Genomic DNA, 22,963 nt, shown 5'->3' with positions numbered 1-22,963 from the left:
CGTCACGCGGTGGTATTGGCAAGCTGCTCAATGCGTTTGAGGGCATCCTTGGCCAGCGCGCCGACGTTGTAACCGTTGACCGGGCCGCAGGTGGTCAGCTCGACGGCCGCATTGTGCGCGGCGACGAAGGCGTTGTCGCACGCCCAGTCGGCGCCGTGGAACGACCACACCACGATGTCCGGTGACCGCGGATCGGCCGGCGCCGGCCCCATCGTGAACTGGTACGTGCGGCCCTTCATGTCGGCGACGGTGAACGGGGTGTCCCGGCACGACGCCAGGATGGCCCGTGCCCCGTCGACGGCGGCCCTGGGGTCGAAGTCCGAGGCGTACACGGCGACGATCTCCTCGACGTACACCTCGTGGCCGTCCGTGGTGACCCAATGCCCGCCGTCGGTGGCGGCCGGATGGTGCTCGACGATGAAGGGGGCGTCCTGCTCGCGGGCCACGCCCGCGCAGGAGTCGGGTTCGACCGTGACGAACCGGTTGCCGTCCTTGTCCTGGGCGTGCTTGCTCAGCAGATCGCCGACCTGGGTGGCCAGGATGGGGCCCACCCGCGGCGCCGAATGCGGTACCGCGGTGTCGATGACGCGGGTACACCCGGTCAGGTCGGCCATCAGCCCGACCGCGACGACGCAGCTAGCCGTCGCCAGGCGACGGCGCGCTCGACACCTCTTCCAGACAGCCTTCCGCGACGGCATGCCTGATGCTATCGGTCAGCTTGGGGCAGGACCGGGCCCGGGCGGGATCGCCGCCGGCGGCCCGGATCTCACTGAACACGGCGCACCGCCGGGTGGCCTCACCGTTCCACTGCACCGAGGTGTGCTCCGGACCCAGCTTCTTCACCTGCACGGCGACGTGGCAGAACCGGCAGTCCACCGACACCAGGCCCGACGTCAGGTAGCGCTCCCGATCCCGCGCCGTGGCCTCTCGCACGGCGGCGGCCCGGTGTGGGTCGTCGGCGAAATCCGGTGCCTTGGACCAGGAGCCGGCCGCCGGCGCGGCGGTGCCGGCGGGCTGGTCGTGCTCGTCGTGGCCGAGCAGTTCCAGCATCGAGCGGGCCAGATTGTCGACATCCGGCGTCCGGGCCCGCTCGTTGTGGGTGGTCATTGGGTCGGTTGGGTCGCGGCTTCGTTCTGACGCTTGAGGTTCTCCTCGACCTCGACGTGCCACTTCTCGTTGGCGGCCGTGGTGTCGACCTCCATCTCGAACCGGTCGGTCATGTCCGGGGTGATGTCGGCGACGTCGACGTAGAACTGCTGGTACCACCGGCGCATCTGGTAGACGGCGCCGTCCTCCTCGACCAGCAGCGGGTTGTCGATCCGGGTCTTGTGCTTCCAGATCTCGACGTCCTGCAGGAAGCCCTTGCTGACGCCTTCGGTGAACACCCGTGCCAGCTTGTCGGTGGTCTTCTCGTCCAGGCCCTTGGGCTTCTCGACGATGACGCCCCACTGCAGCATGAACGAGTCCTGGGTGACCGGGTAGTGGCAGTTGATCAGGATCGACTCGGCCTTGAAACCGCCGTAGTTGTTGTGCAGCCAGTTGATCATGAACGACGGCCCGAAGTAGCTCGCCTCGGAGTCCAGGTGTGCTTCGCCGTACGAGGTACCAAGGTCGTTCACGTCGGGCCGGCCCACGTTGTGCAGGTACTGCGAGGCGATGTGGCCCTCGAAGACATTCTTGAAGTAGGTCGGCAACCCGAAGTGGATGTAGAAGAAGTGCGCCATGTCGGTGACGTTGTCGATGATCTCGCGGCAGTTGGAACCTTCGATGAGCATCGAGTTCCACCGCCAGTCCGTCCAGTCGTCACTGGCGAACTCCGGGATCTCCGGGATCCGGACCTCGGGCTGCGGCGGGTTGCCTTCGTGGTCGTGCCAGACGAACAACAGGCCGCCGCGGACGTCGGTGTGCCAGGAACGAGTTCGGGCCAGCCGCGGCGTGCGCTTGGCGTAGGGCACCAGCTTGCACCTGCCGTCACCACCCCAGCGCCAGTCGTGGAACGGGCAGGCCACCTCGTCGCCCTTGATGGTGCCCTGCGACAGGTCACCACCCATATGGCGGCAGTAGCCGTCGAGGATCTTGAGCTCACCCTGCGAGTCGGCGAAAACCACCAGTTTGGTACCGAACGCCTGCACCGGGTGCGGCTTGCCGTCCAGGAAGTCCTGCACCGGCCCGAGGCAGTGCCAGCCGCGCGCATAGCGATCTGGCAGCGCGCCAGTGTCGATCTCCCTGATGCCGGCGGCGGCAGATTCGGTACTCACGGTGGGCCTCCCGTATCGGTCTCTCTAACTAGAACACGTTACAGTTTTGCTCCTCCATCGCGCAACGCGTGTATGCCCACCTGCGGTATATGTGAACCATGCCTCTTTACGAATTCGAGGGTCGGGCCCCCGTGGTGGACCCGGGGGCCTTCGTCGCGCCGACCGCGACCCTGGTCGGTGACGTGCACATCGCCGCCGGAGCATCGGTCTGGTTCAACGCCGTGCTGCGGGCCGACTACGCGCCAATCATCATCCGAGAAGGGGCCAACGTGCAGGACGGGTCGGTGTTGCACGCTCCACCCGGGATCCCCGTCGACGTCGGCCCGGGGGCGACCATCGCGCACGGTTGTGTCATCCACGGCGCGCATATCGGCAGCGATGCGGTGATCGCCAACCACGCCACAGTGCTCGACGGCGCGGTGATCGGGGCCCGCACCCTGGTCGCCGCACACGCGCTCGTGGTGGGCGGGACGAAGGTTCCCGACGAGGTCCTGGTCGCCGGTGTGCCTGCCAAGATCAAGGGACCGATCGCCGGCACCAGCGCGCAGATTTGGGTCCAGACCAACGGCGAGGCCTATCAGGACCTGGCGCGCCGCTACCGCGAAGGCCTCACCGAGGTACTCACAGGGCAGTAGCCAGCCCGGTGCGCAGGGCGATCGCCTGCATCTTGCCGACATTGGTGACGAACTGGTCGGTGGTGGGATCGCCGATCGCGCTCTGGAACTCCAGCCGGACCAGCGCCCGGTCCACCGTGAAGAACATCAGCGTGACGGACTTGTCCTCCTCGGGTTTGGCGCCCCTGACGACGATGCCGCCACTGCCGACCGCGATGGGCTGCGGCGTGCCGCCGGCGACCAGCGACGGCAGCGTGGCCTGGGCCTGCTTCAGGGTGGCCGCGGCGGTCGCGGCGTCCGGGTAGATCAGCACCACACTGCTGATCGCCCGGGTGTCCTCGTCGTTGACGAAGAAGGCGCTGGCGCCGGGCACCCCGTCGGGTTGGGACTGCACCGACTGTTGGTGGAAGGTGTCCTCGGTGTCGCTGAGGTCGTCGGCGGTGACCAGGAGCTTCTGGTAGTCCGGTGCCGCCTTGGCCGACGGCGGGGCCGTCGTGCTGGTCGAGGTGGGCTGGGCGGGGAAACCGGGCAGGCTGGTCGCCGCGGGGGTGCTGCCGTTGGTGCCGGCGCAGCCGCTGATCAGGACCGCGGTGAGGACGGTTGGGACTGCGAAGCGAAACAATGTGCTCTGTCGACTCGTGGGAAAGGTTGACTTCGGAACTACGGTCAACCGTACAGAGCCTAGGTGGGTGTCGCCGTGCTCGCCGCCCGGTCCACTTCCCAGTACGCCCGCAAGGCCACCATCTCGCCCTGGGCGTTCACCCGGTAGGTGAACACGCCCTCGGTGGTGATCCGATGCCCACCCATCGTGGTGACGATGCTGCCGATATTGGCCTCCTCGTCACCGCACTGGAAGGTGTCGACGAAGTGGAACTCCAGGTTGTCGGTGGGGGCGATCGCCTTGTCCCAGAACGCCGCGATCGCCTCCTTGCCGCGGTGCCCGGCGCCCTCGGGGTCGAAGAACGACGGCCCGATCGGATCCTGCACCACCGCGTCGTCGGCGAATACCGCCAGCCACGCCTCCTTGTCCCGCGCGGCCACGGCGGCGCGGGAACGCTTGCCCGCCAGGTGCGCGGGATGTTCGGGATCGGTGATCGCCATGTCAGCCCTTCGGCGTCGGCTTGTCGGCGCCCACCACCCACATGGAGTAGTACTGCGCACCGCCGCCGTAGGCATGGCCGAGCGCCTTGCGGGCGCCGGGCACCTGGTGAGCACCGGCCTTGCCCATCACCTGGATGGCCGATTCGGCGAACCGGATCATGCCCGAGGCGCCGATCGGATTCGAGGACAGCACGCCGCCGGAGGCGTTGAACGGGATCCGCCCGCCGATCGCCGTCTCGCCCGCCTCGGTGAGCTTCCAGCCCTCACCCTCGGGGGCGAAGCCGAGGCTTTCCAGCCACATCGGCTCGTACCAGGAGAACGGGACGTACACCTCGGCGGCGTCGATCTCGTCGATGGGGGAGGTGATGCCGGCGTCGCGCCACAGTGCCGCGGCCGCGTCCCGGCTGGCCTGTGGGTTCACCTGGTCGCGGCCGGCGTAGGCCAGGGGCTCGGTGCGCAACGCCGTGGCGTGCACCCACGCGACGGGGTGACCCTTGGCGAGATGCGCCTCGGCGGCCTCCTCGTTGCCGATCACCATGGCCGCCGCACCGTCGGAGGACGGGCACGTCTCGTCGTAGCGGATCGGATCCCACAGCATCGGCGAGGACATCACCTTCTCGACGGTGATGTCGGGCTGGTGCAGGTGCGCCAGGGGGTTCTTGGCCCCGTTGAGGCGGTCCTTGACGGCCACGATGGCGCCGATGTGGTTGGGGGCGCCGGAACGGCGGATGTAGGCGCGGATGTGCGGGGCGAAGTACCCGCCCGCGCCGGCGCCCACCGGCTTGGTGAACGGCACCGGAATGCTCAACGCCCACATGGCATTCGACTCCGACTGCTTCTCCCACGCCATGGTCAGCACGCGCTTGTACTTGCCGGACTGCACCAGGCTGGCCGCGACGATCGCGGTCGACCCACCGACCGAGCCAGCGGTGTGCACCCGGATCAGGGGCTTGTTGGTGGCGCCGACAGCGTCGGCCATGAACAGTTCGGGCATCATGACGCCCTCGAAGAAGTCGGGCGCCTTGCCGACCACCACCGCGTCGATATCGTCGAACGTGGAGTCGGCGTCCGCCAGTGCCCGGTCGATGGCCTCGCGCACCAGCCCGTTCATCGACACGTCGTGGCGTTTGGCGACGTACTTCGTCTGCCCGGTGCCCAGCACCGCTGCGAGCTTGCCCGCCACTAGATCTTCTCCTCTTCGCGCAAGCGGCTCATCGGCTATTTCCCTTCCAGAACGGCGACGAGATTCTGTTGCAGCGCAGGCCCACTCGTGGCGTGGGCCAGCACCCGCTGTGCTGAACCGTCGAAGATGTGCTGTGCGGCGTAACCGATGCGCTCCAGGCCCGCCGAGAACATCGGATTGGCGGACAGGGCGCCGCCCGACGGGTTGATCTTGGTCTTGTCGGTCAACCCGATCGCTTCCTTGAGGATCAGATGCTGGTGGGTGAAGGGTGCGTAGATCTCGGCCACGTCGATCGAGCCGGTATCGCCTCCCGTGGCCGCCTGCGCCGAGGCCGCCGTCGACGGGGATACCGTCAGGTCGCGGGCGCCCAGGATCGGCGTCTCGATACGGTGCTCGAAACCGGTGATCCAGGCAGGGTTTTCGCGCAGCTCGCGGGCTTTGTCCCCGGCCGCCAGCACGATGGCCGATGCCCCGTCGGTGATCGGGGCGATGTCGTGGCGGCGCAGCGGATCGGCGAAGTAGGGCCGCGACAGCAGGTCGTCAATGCTGCCGGTGACCTCTTCCCGGTCGGTGCGCCCGCCCGCGGCGTAGGAATCCAGCGCCACCTGGGCCATCTGCTCGGCCGTCCACTTGCCGGCGTCCAGTCCGGCCCGCGCCTGCAGGCCCGCGATCGACACCGAGTCCGGCCACAGCGGCGCGACGGTGTACGGATCGGTCTGCAAGGCCAGCACCCGGCGCAACGTGCCCGCCGAGGACTTGCCGAAGCCGTACACCAGCGCGGTCTCGACCTGGCCGGTGAGCAGTTTGATGTAGGCCTCGTACAGCGCCCAGGCGGCGTCCATCTCGACGTGGCTCTCGTTGATCGGGGGGATGGCACCGATCGAGTCGATCGCCGAGATGAACGAGAAGGCCCGGCCGGCAAGGTAATCCGACGATCCCGAGCACCAGAAGCCGATATCGGTCTGCTTGATGCCGAGTTGGTCGTAGAGCTGGTGGAAACACGGCATCAGCATTTCGACGCCGTTGGTGGTGCCGTCGGTGCGGCGGACGTGGGGCGCGTGCGCGAAGCCCACCACTGCGATATCGGTCATGTGCGTGCCGGCCTTTACAGGTGGTGCTTGTAGGAGTCGTAATCGGCGTCGGGTTCGCCGGTCGGCTTGAAGTAGTCGATGTTGTCGATACCCAGCCCCCATTCCTCGCGCGGCTTCCACACCGCCTGCACGCGCATGCCCATCCGCACCTCGGCCGGGTCGATCTCGGTGACCAGATGCAGGAACGGGATGTCGGCGCCGTCGAGCAGCACGTAGGCCGCGACGTACGGCGGCTTGATGCGCTGCCCGGTGAACGGGATGTTGATGATCGCGAAGGTGGTCACGGTGCCCTTGTCGGGCAGTTCGATAAACTCGTCGAGTTCGAGACCCGTCGCCGGATCGGCTTCCTTCGGCGGGAAGTACACCTTGCCGGGCTTGCCGTCCCGACCGCTGCGGGTCCGGCCGCCGAGCAGCTTGCCCTCTTCCAGCGCCTTGAGGAAGGTCGTCTCGGGCAGCGACGCGGTGTGCTGGATCTCGATGAAACTGGGGGCCACCTGCACGGTGACGGGCTCGCGATCGTCGGGCGCGCCCTCGGGTTCGGGCTCTTCCCCGGGCAGGAAGTAGGCGATATCGGTGATGGCGCCGACCGGTTCGTCGACCCAGTGCGCATGCACCCGGGCGCCGGTGCTGATCTCGTCGGCGGAGTCCACCGCGACCGCGTGCAGCAGCGGGGTGTCGGCGCCGTCGAGCAGGATCAGTGCCCACGCGAACGGTTTTCTCAGGGGCTGACCCTCCAGCGGAGTGGACTGCCAGGTCCAGGACTGCACCGTCCCGACGCTGCCGACCGGTACCACCTCGGTCAATGCCTGATAGGTGACGGGGTCATACTCAGCGGGCGGGACGTGTACCCGGCCGTCCGATCCGCGCACACCGACGATGCGTCGTTCCCGTAACGCGGTGAAGAACTGGGACAGGAGTGGTCCGACTGAACGGGTGTAGTCGAATGAGAGCCTCAGCGGAGCTGACAGGGGCCGCTCATGCTTGTCGATCTGCACCGGGCTGCTTTGGCCTGTGGTCACGGCATCGAGTAGAACAGGTTCTAAGAATGGTTTCAACCATGGGTCGGAAGGTGGGCTAAATGAAACTGGGTTTGCAGCTTGGTTACTGGGGTGCGCAGCCGCCGACCAACCACGCCGAACTCGTCGCGGCAGCCGAAGAAGCCGACTTCGACACCGTCTTCACCGCCGAGGCCTGGGGGTCGGATGCCTACACCCCGCTGGCCTGGTGGGGCCGCGAGACCACCCGGATGCGGCTGGGTACCTCGGTGCTGCAGCTGTCGGCGCGCACGCCCACCGCGCTGGCGATGGCCGCCCTGACCCTGGATCACCTGTCCGGTGGCAGACATATCGTCGGCCTCGGAGTTTCCGGGCCGCAGGTCGTCGAGGGCTGGTACGGCGCGAAGTTCCCCAAGCCGCTGGCCCGCACCCGGGAGTACATCGACATCCTGCGCCAGGTCTGGGCCCGCGAGGCCCCGGTGCACAGCGACGGACCGCACTACCCGCTGCCCGTGACGGGCGAGGGCACCTCGGGGCTGGGTAAGAACCTCAAGCCGATCACCCACCCGCTGCGCGCGGACATCCCGGTGATGCTGGGCGCCGAAGGCCCGAAGAACGTGGCGCTGGCCGCCGAGATCTGCGACGGCTGGCTGCCGATCTTCTACTCGCCGCGCATCGCGGGGATGTACAACGAGTGGCTGGACGAGGGCTTCGCCCGTCCGGGGGCGCGGCACACCCGGGAAACCTTCGAGATCTGCGCGACCGCGCAGGTGGTGGTCACCGACGACCGGCCCGCCATCATGGAATTGATGAAGCCGCACCTGGCGCTGTACATGGGCGGGATGGGTGCCGAGGACACCAACTTCCACGCCGACGTCTACCGGCGGATGGGTTACGCGGAGGTCGTCGACGACGTCACCAAACTGTTCCGCAGCGACCGCAAAGAGGAAGCGGCCAAGATCATCCCCGACGAACTCGTGGACGACTCGGCGATCGTGGGCGACCTCGACTACGTCAAGCAACAGATCAAGGCCTGGGAGGCCGCCGGCGTCACCATGATGGTCGTGGGCGCGCGGTCCGTCGAACAGATCCGGGATCTCGCTGCCCTGGTGTAGACACATCTTGCAAGTTGTCTAGAACGCGTTCTAGATTTGGTGTGTGACCGGGACCACTGATTCCTCGCGCGAGCGCTCGTCGCAGCACACAGTCCAGGGTGCCGTGCTGACCATGCCGGTGCGGGTGCGTACCGCCCGGCAACACATGGCGATGTTCTCGGTGGACGCCGACGCGGCCCAACGCATGATCGACTACAGCGGTCTGCAGGTCTGCCGGTACCGGCCGAACAAGGCCGTCGTCGTGCTGATGCTGATGCACTACCTCGACACCGACCTGGGCCAGTACCACGAGTACGGCACCAACGTGATGGTCAATCCACCGGGTTCCCGCGCGACGGGCCTGCGGGCGCTGCAGTCGGCCGGTGCCTTCATCCACCACCTGCCCGTCGATCAGTCGTTCACGCTGGAGGCCGGCCGGTCCATCTGGGGCTACCCGAAGGTGTTGGCTGACTTTACCTTCCGCGGCGGGCGACGCTTCTCTTTCGACGTCAGCATCGACGGCCGGCACGCCGTCGGCATGGATTTCCGGCCGGGCCTGCCGGTGCCGGCGACGTTCACCTCGGGCGCCCGGGTGCATCCCACGTACTCCCATCTCGACGGCGTCACCCGGCAGACCGCCGGGGAGATGCGGATGACCGGGGCGCGGTATCGGCCGGGTGGTGTCACGGTGCGCCTCGGCGATCACCCGTATGCCCGCGAACTCGCCGATCTCGGCTTCCCCAAGCGCGCGCTGTTCTCCGGTTCGGCGGCGAACGTCGACATGACTTTCGGTGACGCCGAGGAGATCTCGTGACAACAGTGCTCGCCAAGCCCGACGTCGACCTCGCCGACGGCCGTTTCTACGCCGACGGCCCGGCGGCCCGCGAGGCCTACCGGTGGATGCGGGCGAATCAACCGGTGTTCCGGGACCGCAACGGTCAAGCCGCGGCCGCCAGCTATCAGGCGGTGCTGGACGCCGAGCGCAATCCCGAACTGTTCTCCAGCGCGGGCGGGATCCGGCCCGACCAGCCCGGCATGCCGTACATGATCGACATGGACGACCCCGCACACCTGGTGCGGCGCAAGCTGGTCAACGCCGGATTCACCCGCAAGCGGGTGATGGACAAACTGCCGTCCATCGAGCGGCTCTGCGACACCCTGATCGACGGGGTCTGCGAACGGGGTGAGGCGGACTTCGTCCGGGACATCGCCGCCCCGCTGCCGATGGCGGTGATCGGTGACATGCTCGGCGTGCTGCCCGAAGAACGCGACATGCTGCTGCAGTGGTCGGATGACCTGGTGTGCGGATTGTCCTCGCACGTCGACGAATTGACCGTGCAGAAGCTGATGGACACGTTCGCCGCCTATACCGCCTTCACCATGGACGTCATCGCCAAGCGGCGGGCCGAACCCACCGAGGACCTGTTCTCCGTGCTGGTGCACTCCGAGGTGGACGGGCAGCGGATGAGCGATGACGAGATCGTCATGGAAACCCTGCTCATCCTCATCGGCGGCGACGAGACCACCCGGCACACCCTGTCCGGCGGCACCGAAGCGCTGTTGCGGCACCGCGACCAGTGGGAGTCGCTGGTGGCCGATCCCGAACTGCTGCCCGGCGCCATCGAGGAGATGCTGCGCTGGACTTCGCCGGTGAAGAACATGTGCCGCACCGTCACGGCCGACACCGAGTTCCACGGCACGCGGCTGCGGGCCGGGGAGAAGATCATGCTGATGTTCGAGTCGGCCAACTTCGACGAATCCGTGTTCGAGAACCCCGACGAGTTCCGCATCGACCGAAACCCGAACAGCCACTTGGCATTCGGCTTCGGAACGCACTTCTGCCTGGGTAATCAGCTGGCCCGGCTGGAACTGCGGTTGATGACCGAGCGGGTGCTGCGCCGCCTGCCCGACCTGCGGCTGGCCGACGGCGCCGAGGTGCCGTTGCGGCCGGCCAACTTCGTCAGTGGGCCCGAGGCGATGCCGGTGGTGTTCACTCCGGTGCCGAGGGTGCTGGGCTAGGTTCGGCGGCCGGCCCGGCCGCTGCCGATCGGGCCATCTCCTGCATGCCCGCATCGAAGCCGACCCGCGGCCGGTAGCCGAGGTCGGCGCGGGCGGCGCTGATGTCGTAGCTGCGGTCGCGACCCATGATGGTGATCAGCCAGTTGTTCAGCGCAGGGGCGGTCGGCCTGCGCAGCAGTCGGGCGCCGGCGTCCAGCGCGGCCGCGATGGGCGCGGCGACGGCCACGGGAATGCTGCGGCCGCCGGAGACGTCGACGCCCTGGGTGGCCATCAGCGCGGTGAAGAAGTCCCGAATCGGCATCGGATGCCCGTCGGTCACGTAGTAGATCGCGCCGTCGCGGCCGCGGGTGAGCGACAGGGCGACGGCCTCGGCGAGATTGTCGACGTGGACGTGGTCCATGATGTGGCGGCCGTTGTCCAACCACACCCATTGCCCTCTGGCCGCCCTGTCGACGGCGTCGGCGATGGTGCCGATGCCCGGTCCCCAGATGAACGGCGGGCGAAGGATGACCAGACTCATCCCCGGCGTGGGGGTGCCGCGCAGCGCTCGCTCGGTCTCCAGCTTGACGCGGCAATAGGCGATGTTGGGCGTGCCGTCGTCGGTGGTCTCGTCGACGACGGCGGCGCGCTGGCTGCCGAGCGAGACACCCGCCGCGCTGATGAGCACGAATCGCGACACACCCGCTCGCGCGGCAGCGGCGTGCAGGGCGACGGTCGGCTCGTGGTTGTCGGCGCGGAAACCCGCGTCCGGGCCCCAGAAATCCATGCGGGCGGCGGCATGCACCACGGCGTCGACCGTGCGCAACCGGTCCAGCCACGCCGGGTGCGGGGTGCGACCTGCGTCGGAGAGCTCGGTCAGGTCACCGGGCACCGCTTCGGCTCCGGCATCGGTCACGGTTGCGGCGCTGGCGGCCGAGCGGGCCAGCGCCAGCACGGTATGGCCATCGGCACGTAGTCGGCCGATCAGATGTCGGCCGACGAAGCCACTGCCGCCCGTCAGGAAAATCCGCATGGAAGACTCCTCGTTCGGATCGCGATGCATCGCCACAGATACATCCGAGCAGATACATCGACATAGATACATCGATATCAATAGATTGGCATCGATGTACTTTGCTGTCAAGACAGTCACGGAGGTGCGGCGTGGGGGCGAATCGATCAGACGGCGAACAACCCACGGCCGTCGAGCTCGCGGACACCTTCGGCCGGGTGGCCAAGATCCTGGCCAGGGAATTCGATGAACGCCTCGCCGAGGTGGGTGTTTCGTTCCCGCGGTCCCGCGTGCTGGCGGAGGTGGTCCGGTCGGGGCCGGTGCGTGTCACCGACGTCGGCAACGCCGTCGGCATCGCACAGGGCACCGCCTCCACGCTGCTCGATGCGCTGGTGCGGGATGGCCTGGTGGCCCGGTCCGAGGACTCGTCGGATCGGCGGGTGACCAAGATGGTCGCCACACCCAAGGGTGTGCGGCAAGCCGAACTGTGGCAACAGGCCTACCGGGCGGCCGCGGAGGAATTGTTCGCCGTCCTCCCGCGCTCCCGCTGGGCCGACCTCGTCGACATCATGGCGATCCTGGGCGGCGGCCGGGCGGCGTCATCCGACTAGTCCGCACGCGTGCCGGGTAAGAACCCCGCAAGAAATCGGCAGAGTTTCGGGCAGACCTTCACCCCGACCCGTCGGGGCAGCTGAAGATGGGATCCATGACGACATCAAAGGATCGGGCGGAGACGCGGGCAGACACCCGCCGGGCCATCTGGAACACCGTCAGGGGATCGTCGGGCAACCTCGTCGAGTGGTACGACGTCTACGTCTACACCGTCTTCGCGACGTACTTCGAGAAGCAGTTCTTCGACGAGGCCGACCAGAATTCGACCGTCTACGTCTACGCGATCTTCGCCGTCACCTTCCTGACCAGGCCGCTGGGCTCCTGGTTCTTCGGCCGGTTCGCCGATCGTCGCGGCCGGCGCGCCGCGTTGACCATCAGCGTGTCGCTGATGGCGTTGTGCTCGCTGGTGATCGCCCTGGTGCCCGGCCGGGAGAGCATCGGGGTCGCCGCACCGATCATCCTGATCCTCTGCCGGCTGGTGCAGGGTTTCGCGACCGGCGGGGAGTACGGCACCTCGGCCACCTACATGTCCGAAGCGGCCACCCGCGAGCGGCGCGGCTTCTTCTCGTCGTTCCAATACGTCACGCTGGTCGGCGGTCACGTGCTGGCCCAGTTCACCCTGCTGATCATCCTCACCACGCTGAGCACCGAGCAGGTGCACGAGTTCGGTTGGCGCATCGGGTTTGCCATCGGCGGCGCGGCCGCCATCGTGGTGTTCTGGCTGCGTCGCACGATGGACGAATCGCTGTCGGCCGAACAGCTGGCGGCGATCAGGGAAGGCAAGGACAACACCGCGGGATCCCTCCGGGTCCTGCTCACCGACTACTGGAAGCCGCTGCTGTTGTGCTTCCTGATCACCCTGGGCGGCACCGTCGCCTTCTACGCCTACAGCGTCAACGCGCCGGCCATCGTCAAGGCCACCTACAAGAACGAGGCGATGACGGCCACTTGGATCAACCTCGTCGGCCTGATCTTCCTGATGCTGCTGCAGCCGGTCGGCGGGCTGCTCAGTGACAAGGTGGGGCGCAAGCCGCTGCTGCTTTTCTTCGGCATCGGTGGTGTCGTCTACACCTACGTGTTGTACACCTATCTGCCACAGACACATTCACCGATGCTGTCCTTCCTGCTGGTGGCCGTCGGCTACGTGATCCTCACCGGCTACACCTCGATCAACGCGCTGGTGAAATCCGAACTATTCCCGGCTCGGGTCCGGGCCCTCGGCGTCGGAGTCGGCTACGCGCTGGCCAATTCGGCCTTCGGTGGCACCGCGCCGCTGATCTACCAGGCGCTCAAGGCCCGCGACCAGGTGCCACTCTTCATCGGTTACGTGACGGTGTGTATCGCGGTGTCGCTGCTGGTCTACGTGTTCTTCCTGAAGAACAAGGCCAGCACCTACCTGGACCGCGAACAGGGTGAGGCGTTCCTGGCAGCCGCCGAAGACGGTGTCAGTGGTCTTCGCCGGTACAGCTGACGGCCGGCGGCGTCTCGGGTTTGCCTGCCGTCACCTCTGCCGCCCGCTGCAGTAGGCCGTGCAAGGTGCTCAGCTCGTCGTGGGTCAGTGCGCCGAACATGTGATGCTCCATGGTCGCCAGGGCCTTCTCCGCCTCGGCGAGCCGGGCCGCGCCGGTTTCGGTGACGACCACGGTGTGCCGGCGGCGGTCCTCGGGGGAGCGCCGGCGTTCGGCCAACCCGGCCGACTCCAGTTCGTTGAGCAGGATCACCACATTGGTCGGATCGATACCGAGGGAGTCGGCGAGCCCCGCCTGGCCCTGCTCGCCGAAATCGCGGAGCAGCGTGAGCGCGATGATGTGCCTGGTTCGGAGGCCGACCTTGGCGATCTCGGCCTCCGCGGTACCGCGCAGCCGTCGTAGGACCAGGTCCAACAGGGGGCCGAGCAGCAACTCCTGGCGCGGCGGCGTGCTCACGGCGTGAGTCTACGGGAATTCGAAAGCCTGGAATGGTGTATAGATAGTTAGTGAACCACTAACTATCTATCGGGAGTCGATCATGTCGAATCTGTTGCACATCGATTCATCGGTGCAGGGCGATCGGTCGGTGAGCCGTCGCCTCACCGCACGCGCCGCGGAACGCTGGTTGGCCGCGCACCCCGGCGGCACCGTCACCTATCGGGATCTGGTTGCCGATCCGCTACCGCACCTGGATCCGGCGACATCGGCGTCCTTGAGCGCGACGTTGATCGGTGAGATCACCGCCGCCGACACGATCGTGCTCGGGCTGCCGCTCTACAACTTCGGGCCGCCGAGCACCGTGAAGGCATGGGTGGATCACATCGTGGCGGCCGGCCTGTCCTTCGACGCCGACACCGGAGCCGGGCTGCTGGGCGGCACCGATTTCCTGGCGATCGAGACGCGTGGTGGCGGGTATGGCCCCGGAACGCCGCGCGAAGGGTGGGACCACGCCCAGACCTGGCTGACGCACGGGGTGTCGCTGACGGGCCTGCAGCCCCGTTTCGTCGTCGTCGAGTTGACCATGGCCGACGTCAACCCGGCCATGGCCGAGCTGAAACCCCTTGCCGCGCAGAGTCTTGCCGAGGGGGAGGCGCAGATTGATGCGCTCTGGGCGTCGGCGGGGTTGAGCCCTACCTCATCTTGAACTGGGGCGCCCGCTTCTCCTTGAACGCCAGCGGCCCTTCCTTGGCGTCCTCGGACAGGAACACCGGGATGCCGTTGGCGGTATCGGGCTTGAACGCGTCCAGTTCGTGCATGCCCTCGGTCTCGCGGATGGTCTTGAGGATGGCCTGCACCGCCAACGGCCCGTTGTTGTTGATCACCTCGGCGATCTCCAGGGCCTTGTCCAGCGCGGTGCCGTCGGGCACCACATAGCCGATCAATCCGTAATCCAGCGCCTGCTGCGCGGTGATGTGCCGTCCGGTCAGCAGCATGTCGCAGGCGATCGTGTACGGGATCTGGCGCACCAGGCGCACCGCCGAGCCGCCCATCGGGTACAGGCTCCACTTGGCCTCGGAGATGCCGAATTTGGCGCTCTCGCCGGCCACCCGGATATCGGTGCCCTGCAGGATCTCGGTACCGCCCGCGATGGCCGGGCCCTCGACGGCGGCGATCAGCGGTTTGGTCAGCCGGCGGCCCTTGAGTAGGCCGTCGATGCGGGACGGGTCGTAGCTGCCGTCCTTGAACGAGTCGCCCGGCGGCTTCTTGGTGGCGCCCTTGAGGTCCATGCCGGCGCAGAAGTAGCCGCCGGCGCCGGTCAGGATGCAGGTGCGAATCTCCGGATCGTCGTCGACGCGGTCCCAGGCCTCGACCATGATCGAGAGCATCTCGCCGGAAAGGGCGTTACGCGCCTCCGGGCGGTTGAGCGTCACGATCAGAGTGTGTCCGCGCTGCTCAATGAGGGCGTCGGGGCCCTTCTCGGTCTCACTCACGGGTGTCAGCCTCTCTGCAATCTCGACCCAGACTTGTCTCGAAATGTAACACGTTCTAGTTTAGGTTCCGTGGCCCTGAATATCGCCGATCTCGCCGAGCACGCCATCGACGCTGTGCCAGACCGTGTCGCCCTCATCAGCGGCGACGAAAAGCTCACCTACGCCGAGTTGGAGGAGAAGGCGAACCGGTTCGCCCACTACCTCCAGGCCCAAGGCATCCAGAAGGACGACAAGGTCGGCCTGTACTGCCGCAATCGCATCGAGATCGTCATCGCGATGCTGGGCATCGTCAAGGCCGGTGCCATCCTGGTCAACGTCAACTTCCGCTATGTCGAGGGCGAACTGAAGTACCTGTTCGACAATTCGGACATGGTGGCGCTGGTGCACGAGCGCCGCTACGCCGACCGGGTGGCCAATGTGCTGCCGGAGACGCCGAACGTCAAGACGGTCCTGGTGGTCGAGGACGGAAGCGACGACGATTACCAGCGGTACGGCGGCGTGGAGTTCTACTCCGCCATCGCGCCGCACTCCGCCGAGCGCGACTTCGGGCCGCGCAGCGAGGACGACATCTACCTGCTGTACACCGGCGGCACCACCGGATTCCCCAAGGGCGTCATGTGGCGGCACGAGGACATCTACCGGGTGCTGCTGGGCGGCACCGACTTCGCCACCGGTGAACCGCTGGCCGACGAGTACGACCTGTCCCGGCAGGCCGCGGCCAACGGGCCGATGGTGCGCTACCCGATCCCGCCGATGATCCACGGCGCCACCCAGTCGGCCACCTGGATGGCGCTGTTCTCCGGCGGCACCGTGCTGTTGGTCCCGGAGTTCAACGCCGACGAGGTCTGGCAGGCCATCCACGACCACAAGGTCAACCTGCTGTTCTTCACCGGTGACGCGATGGCCCGGCCGTTGCTGGATTCACTTCTGGCGCATCAGGACAACGGCAACCAGTTCGACCTGTCCAGCCTGTTCCTGCTGGCCAGCACCGCCGCCCTGTTCTCCACCAGTCTCAAGGAGAAATTCCTCGAGCTGCTGCCCAACAGGGTCATCACCGATTCGATCGGTTCCTCGGAGACCGGCTTCGGCGGCACCAGCGTGGTGGCCAAGGGGCAGTCGCACACCGGCGGCCCGCGGGTGACCATCGACAAGAACACGGTGGTGCTCGACGAGGACGGCAACGAGGTGGTGCCCGGATCCGGCGTGCGCGGCATCATCGCCAAGCGCGGCCACATCCCGGTGGGCTACTTCAAGGATCCGGTCAAGACAGCTGAAACCTTCAAGACCATCAACGGTGTCCGCTACGCGATCCCCGGCGACTACGCCACGGTCGAGGCCGACGGCAGCGTGACCATGCTGGGCCGCGGCTCGGTGTCGATCAACAGTGGCGGCGAGAAGATCTACCCCGAAGAGGTGGAGGCCGCGCTCAAGGGCCATCCCGACGTGTTCGACGCGCTGGTGGTGGGCGTGCCCGACGAGCGCTTCGGCAACCACGTGGCCGCCGTCGTTCAGCCCCGCGAGGGCACCCGGCCGACGCTGGCCGATCTCGACGCGTTCGTACGCACCGAGATCGCGGGATACAAAGTGCCGCGCAGCCTTTGGCTGGTCGACGAGGTGAAGCGGTCACCGGCCGGCAAGCCCGACTACCGCTGGGCCAAGGACGTCACCGAAGAGCGCCCGGCCGACGAGGTGCACGCCAAGCATGTAGGAGCCAAGTAATGCACACAGAACTCTGCGACAGGTTCGGGATCGAATACCCGATCTTCGTCTTCACCCCGTCGGAGAAGGTGGCCGCCGCGGTCAGCAAGGCCGGCGGCCTCGGCGTGCTGGGCTGCGTGCGGTTCAACGACGCCGACGACCTCGAAGAAGTCCTGCAGTGGATGGACGCCAACACCGACGGCAAGCCGTACGGGGTGGACGTGGTGATGCCCGCCAAGATCCCCACCGAGGGCAGCGCCGTCGACATCAACAAGCTGATCCCGCAGAGTCACCGCGACTTCGTCGCGAAAACCCTTGCCGATCTTGGTGTTCCGCCGCTCCCCGAGGACGAGGAGCGCAACGAGGGTGTGCTGGGCTGGTTGCACTCGGTGGCCCGCAGCCACGTGGACGTGGCCCTCAAGCACCCGATCAAGCTGATCGCCAACGCGCTGGGCTCCCCACCGGTGGATGTCATCGAGCAGGCACACGCCGCCGGCGTCCCGGTGGCCGCGCTGGCCGGTAGCGCCAAACACGCGCTGCGCCACGTGGAGAACGGCGTGGACATCGTCGTCGCGCAGGGGCATGAGGCGGGCGGACACACCGGCGAGATCGGTTCGGTTGTCCTGTGGCCGGAAATCGTCGACGCGCTGGACGGGAAGGCACCGGTGCTGGCCGCCGGCGGGATCGGCACCGGCAGGCAGGTGGCCGCCGCGCTGGCGCTGGGCGCCTCCGGCGTGTGGATGGGCTCGGCCTTCCTGACCTCCGCCGAGTACGACCTCGGGCACCGGGAGCCCGGCGGCACGTCCACCATCCAGGAGGCGCTGCTGCGCGCCACCACCGCCGACACCGTGCGCCGCAAGATCTACACCGGCAAGCCGGCCCGGCTGCTGAAGACCAAGTGGACCGAGGCCTGGGACGCCCCGGACGCGCCGGAGCCGCTGCCCATGCCGCTGCAGAACATCCTCGTCAGCGAGGCGCACCAGCGGATGAACGAGTCGGACAATCCGGACACGGTGTCCATGCCCGTCGGTCAGATCGTGGGCCGGATGAACGAGATCCGTCCAGTCGCCGACATCATCGCCGAGCTGGTGGCCGGGTTCGAGCAGGCCACCAAGCGCCTCGACGGCATCGCCGGCGGGTAGCGCTCAGACGCCCCTGGCCCCGTCGATCCGCTCCCTGATCAGGTCGGCATGCCCGCAATGACGGGCGTACTCGGCGATCAGGTGGGTGTAAATCCAGCGCAGCGTCACCGCCGCACCCATGAAGGGGCTGGTGTCGTCGAGCGCGCGGCCGGCACAGTTGGCCTTGGCGATGGCGATCTCGTCCTGCCAGGTGCGCAACACCGCCGCGAACGAGGTGTCGGGCGCGACGTCGAAGCCACCGGAATGTCCGTCGGGGGAGCGTTCGCCGTAGATCGGCGGCACATCCTCGCCCAGCAGTACCCGACGGAACCAGTTGCGCTCCACCTCGGCCTCGTGCTGCACCAACCCCATCAACGTCAGGGTCGACGGTCCGGCACTGGCCGTGCGTAACTGATCGTCGGTCAGGCCGGAGCATTTCTCGGCCAGGGTGCCGCGATAGAAGTCGAGCCACCCCTCGAGGTTGGTGCGTTCGTCCGCGTCCAGCGGAGGTCTGGTCCGTTCGGTATCGCTCACCGGCCGGGGAGCTTCTGCACCGCTTGGATCATCGGGGTCAGCGCCTTCTGCCACCAGGCCGACGGAATGCCCAGCGGCGGATCGAGATTGAGCACCCGCGCGGTGGACACCGTCTGGGATTCCGTGTACTTGAGGATACCGTCGGCACCGTGCCGGCGTCCGACACCGGAGGCCTTCATGCCGCCCATCGGCGCGGCCGTGCTGCCGAAGGCCAGCGCGTAACCCTCGTCGACGTTGACGGTGCCGGCCTGCAGCCGGGCCGCGATCGCCTCGCCCTCGGCTTTGGTGCCGGCCCACACGCTGGCGTTGAGACCGTATTCGGTGTCGTTGGCCTTGGCGATCGCCTCGTCGACCGAATCGACGGGGTAGATCGACACCAGCGGGCCGAACGTCTCGTTGCGGCCGCATTCCATCTCGTCGGTGACGTCGGTGAGCACCGTCGGCTCGTAGAACAGCGGGCCGATATCGGGGCGGGCGTTGCCGCCGGCGATCACCTTGGCGCCCTTGGCCTTTGCGTCGTCGACGTGCCCGGATACCGTCTTGATCTGATCCTCGGAGATCAGGCTGCCCATATCGGCGTTGAAGTCGTAGGTCGCGGCCAACTTCATCGCCTTGACCTGCTTGGCGAACTTGGCGGCGAACTCGTCGGCGACCGCCCGCTCGACGTAGATCCGCTCGATCGAGATGCACAGCTGGCCGGCGTTGGAGAAGCAGGCCCGGGTGGCGGCCTTGGCCGCCACGTCCAGGTTGGCGCCCGCGGTCACGATCATCGGGTTCTTGCCGCCCAATTCGGCGGAGAAGCCGATCAGCCGGCTGCCGCACTGCTCGGCCAGGCTCCGGCCGGTGGACGTCGATCCGGTGAACATCAGGTAGTCGCAGTTCTGCACGATCGCGGTGCCGACCACCGAGCCGGGGCCGGGCACCACCGCGAACAGCTCACGCGGCAGGCCCGCCTGGTACAGCAACTCGGCATTGGCCAGCGTGCAGTACGGGGTCTGGCTGTCGGGTTTCACCACGACGGCGTTGCCGGCCAGCAGGGCGGGGATGGAATCCGAGATGGACAGCGCCATCGGGTAGTTCCACGGCGAGATCACCCCGATCACGCCCTTGGGATGGTGGTTGACCACGGTCTTGACGATCCCCGGCAGCAGGCCCTGCACCCGCTTGGTGCCCAGCAGCTTGACCGCCTCCCGCGCGTAGTACCGCGCGTTGAGGATCATGTCGACGATCTCCTCCTGCGCGGCCGAGCGGGCCTTACCGGTCTCGGCCTGCGCGACGTCCATCAGGAAGTCGCGGTTGGTGATCACCAGATCGCGGAACCGTTCGATGATCGCGGACCGCTCGGTGACCGGCCGGGCGGCCCATTCTCGCTGTGCGGCGCGGGCTTTGGCGAATGCGGCGGTCACGTCGTCGGCGGTGCCGACCGGGATGGTGGTCAGTTCGCGGCCGGTGAACACCTCCTCGATCGGCTTGGACGGGCGCGCGTCGATGTCGGCGATGGCGACCAGCTTGCGCAGTCGTGCGAAGTCGGCGGCTGATGGAGCGGGCATGGCCGACCCTCCCTTACTGGTGAGTAACTAGCGGTTACGGCTAACCTACTCGGTACCGGCGGTCACGCAAAGAGCGCTCGTCGGATTTATTCGCCGAAGACACGAAGATGCCTCCACGGGCGCACCCGTGGAGGCATCTTCGGCGGTCACGTCAGGGCGTGATGGTCGTTCCGGAGTCGATGACATCGGTCGCCGCGCTCACGATATCCATCTGGTCCTCGAGGCCGTCGGCGTTGAGCTGCAACACATACAGGCCGTCGCTGCCCGGGATCACCACGGTCTTCTGCGCGACGATCTTCTTCTGGCCGTCCTGAACCCAGGTGCCGCCCAGCTGGAAGGCCGGGTACTCGCCCAGCGTGCTCGTGGCCCCCTCGTTCAGCGGTTCGTAGCCGGACAGGTTCTGCAGCTCGCCCGGTGCCAGGTCGAGGATCTTCTGCGGGTCGACGTTGCCGGTCAGCTTCGACACGATCGCGACGATGCTCGGGGTGTACTCGGCGGCCTCCGGGCCGGTGTAGACGATGGCGCCGTAGGCCCACTCCGGGGTGTCGGCGCCGGCGGTGTCCCAGCCCTCCGGCACCGGCAGATCGATCGTCGGCGATCCCGGATCGCCGCGCCTGACCTGCGCCTCCTGGATGTCGTTCTCCTTGATGTAGCTCGCGATCGTCTCGTGCGGACCGGCCGCATCCTCGTCGCGCGGGGCCACTTTCGGTTTACTGGTGGCCGACTTGCTGGTCGAGGTCTTCTCCGAGGACGACGCGGTGGTCTTCTCGCTGCTGCTGGTCGCGGTCTTGGTATCCGAGCCGCAGCCCGACAGGACGACGGCGAGGGCGGTGGCCGCGGCCGCCAGGCCGGTGAGCGCAGATGCTCTCATGACATAAGCTCCTTGCGGGTCAAAGTTCTTTCCAATGCAATTACGGCAAAGGTCACCGTTGTGCATTCCGATCGGAAGCGTAGCCCAGCCGCGCGTTCACCGTGCTGAGTAGAACTACTCCAATTCGCGGGCGGTAAAACGTGTCCCCGAAGGGCAAATTCTCATACGATGATTTGCCCTGATCAGCCCGGTCCCGGTGGGCGTTCCGCCGTCGCCATTAATGGTCGGGCCCGTCATATAAACCGACGAATTCGATGCCAGGAATATCGCCGCGCCCGCCATTTCGCCGGTCGGGTCGATGGCAGCGCTCTAACGGCGCACGGTCGGACGTTCGATGGCGTGCACCGGATCCGCGCAGTCGGTCGCCTCGGCCGACAGTTCACGCTTGAGCACCTTGAACGTCTCGGTGCGGGGCAGCGTGGTGCTGACCCGGACGAACGACGGCCACTGCTTGGGGCCGAGGTCGGGCTGCGCGCCGAGGAAGGCGACGAACTCGGCGGTGTCGAACGACGCGCCGGGCGCCGGTACCACGGCGGCCATCACGCGGTCGCCCACCGCCGGGTCGGGGATGGGATAGACCGCCGCCTCCGCGATACCGGGATGCCGCAGCAGGATCCGCTCGATCGGCGCGGTGCCGAGGTTCTCGCCGTCCACCCGCATCCAGTCACCGAGGCGCCCGGCGAAATAGACGAAACCCGCCTCGTCCCGGTAGGCCAGGTCACCGGTGTGGTACACCCCGCCGGCCATGCGTTCGGCCTCGGCCTCGGGGGCGTTGTAGTAGCCGCGGAACCATCCGGGTCCGGTCGGGTTGACGATCTCGCCCACCACGCCGGGCGGGCACGGTAGCCCGGTCTGCACGTCCACGATGGCCACCTCGTCGGTCAGCGGGCCCAGCGATCCGTCCGGGGTGTCCGGGGTGCGCGCGATCGCCACACCGCCTTCGGTCGAACCGAACCCGTCGACCACCCGCACACCGAACCGGTCGGCGAAGCGGACCAGATCCCGCGCGGCGCCCTCGTTGCCGTAGAGGAACTTCAGCGGGTTGTCCGCATCATCGGGCCGCGGTGGCGTGGCCAGGATGTAGGACAGCGGTTTACCGACGTAGTTGGCGTAGGTGGCACCGTAACGGCGCACGTCCGGGATGAACTGTGAGGCGGAGAACTTGCGCCGCAACGCGATCGAGGCACCCGCGGCGACGGCGACGGCCCAGCCCGCCATGATGGCGTTGGAGTGGAACAGCGGCATGGCCAGGTAGCAGGTGTCGGCCGGCCCGAGGCCGAACCGTTCGGCCAGCATCCGGCCGGGGAAGGCCACCTTGTCGTGGGTGACCCGGACAGCCTTGGGTTCGCCGCTGGTGCCGGAGGTGAAGATCAGCATGAACAGGTCGTCGGGGGAGCGTTCGGCGAAGGCCACCGCGGCGCCGTTATGGCCGGCCAGTTCGGCCGCCCACCGGGGGGATTCGACGTCGATGTGCTGCACACCGGCCGGCACCTCCGCGCCCGAGTCGGCGAGCACGAACTGACAGTCCGCACGTTCGATATCGCGCACCAGCGCCGCGCCGCGGCGGGTCGGGTTCAGGCCCACCGGCACCAGGCCGGACATCCCCGCAGCGACCAGCACGGTGGAGAAGAACGGCGTATTGCCCAGCAGGACACCGACATGCGGGGGCCGGTCCGGGTCGAGCCGGGCCCGCAAGGCGGACGCCAACGTCGCCCCCGCCGCGATGTGGTCTTGCCAGCTGGTGAACTCGTCGCCGTAGTGCACGCCGCGGTCGGTGACGCCGGCCAACGGCGCCAGCAGGGCGCCGACGGTCGGGCCGGTGTTCGTCACG

At 67.5% G+C, this 22,963-nt stretch carries 24 protein-coding genes; 9 read left to right on the top strand and 15 right to left on the bottom strand.

The genetic code is table 11. The features are described 5' to 3' along the window. Positions 1-2: 2 nt before the first annotated feature. The 3 genes from BN977_RS10955 to BN977_RS10945 are packed head-to-tail and all read right to left on the bottom strand — an operon-like array spanning position 3 to position 2,258. Entirely contained in the window at positions 3-614 is a 612-nt protein-coding gene (locus BN977_RS10955; RefSeq protein WP_024451490.1) for a sensor domain-containing protein, read from the bottom strand. Between the two features lie 22 nt (positions 615-636). Next, positions 637-1,107, bottom strand: coding sequence for a hypothetical protein (locus BN977_RS10950; protein ID WP_036397582.1), 471 nt, complete (start codon positions 1,105-1,107; stop codon positions 637-639). Then, positions 1,104-2,258 carry a 3-ketosteroid-9-alpha-monooxygenase, oxygenase component gene (locus tag BN977_RS10945; RefSeq protein ID WP_036397581.1) on the bottom strand — a complete coding sequence of 385 codons (1,155 nt, stop codon included), beginning with the start codon at positions 2,256-2,258 and terminating at the stop codon, positions 1,104-1,106. The genes BN977_RS10950 and BN977_RS10945 overlap by 4 nt, the downstream gene beginning before the upstream one ends. 98 nt (positions 2,259-2,356) lie before the next feature. Between BN977_RS10945 and BN977_RS10940 the strand changes: the two genes are divergently transcribed. Beyond that, positions 2,357-2,893, top strand: coding sequence for a gamma carbonic anhydrase family protein (locus tag BN977_RS10940; protein WP_036397580.1), 537 nt, complete (start codon positions 2,357-2,359; stop codon positions 2,891-2,893). Here BN977_RS10940 and BN977_RS10935 read toward each other — a convergent pair. The 5 genes from BN977_RS10935 to BN977_RS10915 are packed head-to-tail and all read right to left on the bottom strand — an operon-like array spanning position 2,880 to position 7,266. Continuing rightward, entirely contained in the window at positions 2,880-3,494 is a 615-nt protein-coding gene (locus BN977_RS10935; protein WP_036397578.1) for a hypothetical protein, read from the bottom strand. The genes BN977_RS10940 and BN977_RS10935 overlap by 14 nt on opposite strands. 59 nt (positions 3,495-3,553) lie before the next feature. Beyond that, the gene (locus tag BN977_RS10930) at positions 3,554-3,973 is read right to left on the bottom strand and encodes a nuclear transport factor 2 family protein (protein WP_024451485.1); all 420 of its coding nucleotides are present in this window, start codon (positions 3,971-3,973) and stop codon (positions 3,554-3,556) included. A 1-nt stretch (position 3,974) separates the two neighbouring features. After that, complete coding sequence (locus BN977_RS10925) at positions 3,975-5,156, bottom strand: thiolase family protein (protein ID WP_036397577.1); 1,182 nt, start codon at positions 5,154-5,156, stop codon at positions 3,975-3,977. Between the two features lie 35 nt (positions 5,157-5,191). Further along, positions 5,192-6,247 carry a thiolase family protein gene (locus BN977_RS10920; protein ID WP_036397576.1) on the bottom strand — a complete coding sequence of 352 codons (1,056 nt, stop codon included), beginning with the start codon at positions 6,245-6,247 and terminating at the stop codon, positions 5,192-5,194. 14 nt (positions 6,248-6,261) lie between these two features. Next, a complete protein-coding gene (locus BN977_RS10915) occupies positions 6,262-7,266 on the bottom strand; it encodes a Zn-ribbon domain-containing OB-fold protein (protein WP_081664314.1) in 1,005 nt (334 codons plus the stop codon). Between the two features lie 59 nt (positions 7,267-7,325). Between BN977_RS10915 and BN977_RS10910 the strand changes: the two genes are divergently transcribed. The 3 genes from BN977_RS10910 (at position 7,326) to BN977_RS10900 (ending at position 10,355) form a co-directional block, all read left to right on the top strand. Continuing rightward, positions 7,326-8,357: an LLM class F420-dependent oxidoreductase gene (locus BN977_RS10910; RefSeq protein WP_036397575.1), complete on the top strand. Its 1,032-nt coding sequence runs from the start codon at positions 7,326-7,328 to the stop codon at positions 8,355-8,357. A gap of 112 nt (positions 8,358-8,469) precedes the next feature. After that, positions 8,470-9,150: an acetoacetate decarboxylase family protein gene (locus BN977_RS10905; protein ID WP_051561505.1), complete on the top strand. Its 681-nt coding sequence runs from the start codon at positions 8,470-8,472 to the stop codon at positions 9,148-9,150. Then, positions 9,147-10,355 carry a cytochrome P450 gene (locus BN977_RS10900; RefSeq protein ID WP_036397572.1) on the top strand — a complete coding sequence of 403 codons (1,209 nt, stop codon included), beginning with the start codon at positions 9,147-9,149 and terminating at the stop codon, positions 10,353-10,355. The genes BN977_RS10905 and BN977_RS10900 overlap by 4 nt, the downstream gene beginning before the upstream one ends. On the opposite strand, the gene BN977_RS10895 is transcribed toward BN977_RS10900, so the two are convergent. Further along, positions 10,327-11,367: an NAD-dependent epimerase/dehydratase family protein gene (locus BN977_RS10895; protein WP_051561504.1), complete on the bottom strand. Its 1,041-nt coding sequence runs from the start codon at positions 11,365-11,367 to the stop codon at positions 10,327-10,329. The two genes, BN977_RS10900 and BN977_RS10895, sit on opposite strands and share 29 nt — an antisense overlap. A gap of 131 nt (positions 11,368-11,498) precedes the next feature. Between BN977_RS10895 and BN977_RS10890 the strand changes: the two genes are divergently transcribed. Together BN977_RS10890 and BN977_RS10885 are read left to right on the top strand one after the other, a co-directional pair. Continuing rightward, positions 11,499-11,957: a MarR family winged helix-turn-helix transcriptional regulator gene (locus BN977_RS10890; protein ID WP_036397570.1), complete on the top strand. Its 459-nt coding sequence runs from the start codon at positions 11,499-11,501 to the stop codon at positions 11,955-11,957. A 95-nt stretch (positions 11,958-12,052) separates the two neighbouring features. Next, positions 12,053-13,429 carry an MFS transporter gene (locus BN977_RS10885; protein ID WP_051561265.1) on the top strand — a complete coding sequence of 459 codons (1,377 nt, stop codon included), beginning with the start codon at positions 12,053-12,055 and terminating at the stop codon, positions 13,427-13,429. Here BN977_RS10885 and BN977_RS10880 read toward each other — a convergent pair. After that, entirely contained in the window at positions 13,404-13,883 is a 480-nt protein-coding gene (locus BN977_RS10880) for a MarR family winged helix-turn-helix transcriptional regulator (protein WP_024453780.1), read from the bottom strand. The genes BN977_RS10885 and BN977_RS10880 overlap by 26 nt on opposite strands. 82 nt (positions 13,884-13,965) lie before the next feature. On the opposite strand from BN977_RS10880, the gene BN977_RS10875 reads away from it, so the two are divergent. Further along, positions 13,966-14,571, top strand: a complete 606-nt coding sequence (locus BN977_RS10875) for an FMN-dependent NADH-azoreductase (RefSeq protein WP_036397568.1) — start codon at positions 13,966-13,968, stop codon at positions 14,569-14,571. On the opposite strand, the gene BN977_RS10870 is transcribed toward BN977_RS10875, so the two are convergent. Beyond that, positions 14,558-15,358, bottom strand: a complete 801-nt coding sequence (locus BN977_RS10870) for a crotonase/enoyl-CoA hydratase family protein (protein WP_024453778.1) — start codon at positions 15,356-15,358, stop codon at positions 14,558-14,560. The two genes, BN977_RS10875 and BN977_RS10870, sit on opposite strands and share 14 nt — an antisense overlap. Positions 15,359-15,427: 69 nt before the next feature. On the opposite strand from BN977_RS10870, the gene BN977_RS10865 reads away from it, so the two are divergent. Further along, a complete protein-coding gene (locus BN977_RS10865; RefSeq protein WP_036397566.1) occupies positions 15,428-17,077 on the top strand; it encodes a medium/long-chain-fatty-acid--CoA/3-oxocholest-4-en-26-oate--CoA ligase in 1,650 nt (549 codons plus the stop codon). Continuing rightward, on the top strand, positions 17,077-18,198 hold the full coding sequence (locus BN977_RS10860; RefSeq protein ID WP_024453776.1) for an NAD(P)H-dependent flavin oxidoreductase: 1,122 nt from the start codon (positions 17,077-17,079) through the stop codon (positions 18,196-18,198). Before BN977_RS10865 ends, BN977_RS10860 begins: the two co-directional genes overlap by 1 nt. 3 nt (positions 18,199-18,201) lie before the next feature. On the opposite strand, the gene BN977_RS10855 is transcribed toward BN977_RS10860, so the two are convergent. The 4 genes from BN977_RS10855 to fadD17 all read right to left on the bottom strand — a co-directional run bounded on the left by BN977_RS10855 (position 18,202) and on the right by fadD17 (position 22,962). After that, positions 18,202-18,711, bottom strand: a complete 510-nt coding sequence (locus BN977_RS10855) for a DinB family protein (protein WP_024453775.1) — start codon at positions 18,709-18,711, stop codon at positions 18,202-18,204. Beyond that, entirely contained in the window at positions 18,708-20,261 is a 1,554-nt protein-coding gene (locus tag BN977_RS10850) for a succinic semialdehyde dehydrogenase (RefSeq protein WP_036397564.1), read from the bottom strand. Before BN977_RS10850 ends, BN977_RS10855 begins: the two co-directional genes overlap by 4 nt. 151 nt (positions 20,262-20,412) lie before the next feature. After that, a complete protein-coding gene (locus tag BN977_RS10845) occupies positions 20,413-21,132 on the bottom strand; it encodes an envelope biogenesis lipoprotein LpqN (RefSeq protein WP_024453773.1) in 720 nt (239 codons plus the stop codon). Positions 21,133-21,441: 309 nt separating this feature from the next. After that, the gene (fadD17, locus tag BN977_RS10840) at positions 21,442-22,962 is read right to left on the bottom strand and encodes a long-chain-fatty-acid--CoA ligase FadD17 (RefSeq protein ID WP_036397562.1); all 1,521 of its coding nucleotides are present in this window, start codon (positions 22,960-22,962) and stop codon (positions 21,442-21,444) included. Position 22,963 lies beyond the last annotated feature (1 nt).

The sequence above is a fragment of the Mycolicibacterium cosmeticum genome (assembly GCF_000613185.1).
GTDB lineage: Bacteria > Actinomycetota > Actinomycetes > Mycobacteriales > Mycobacteriaceae > Mycobacterium > Mycobacterium cosmeticum.
The sequence above is the reverse complement of the archived record's forward strand: the minus strand, read 5'-3'. Positions and strand labels throughout refer to the sequence as shown.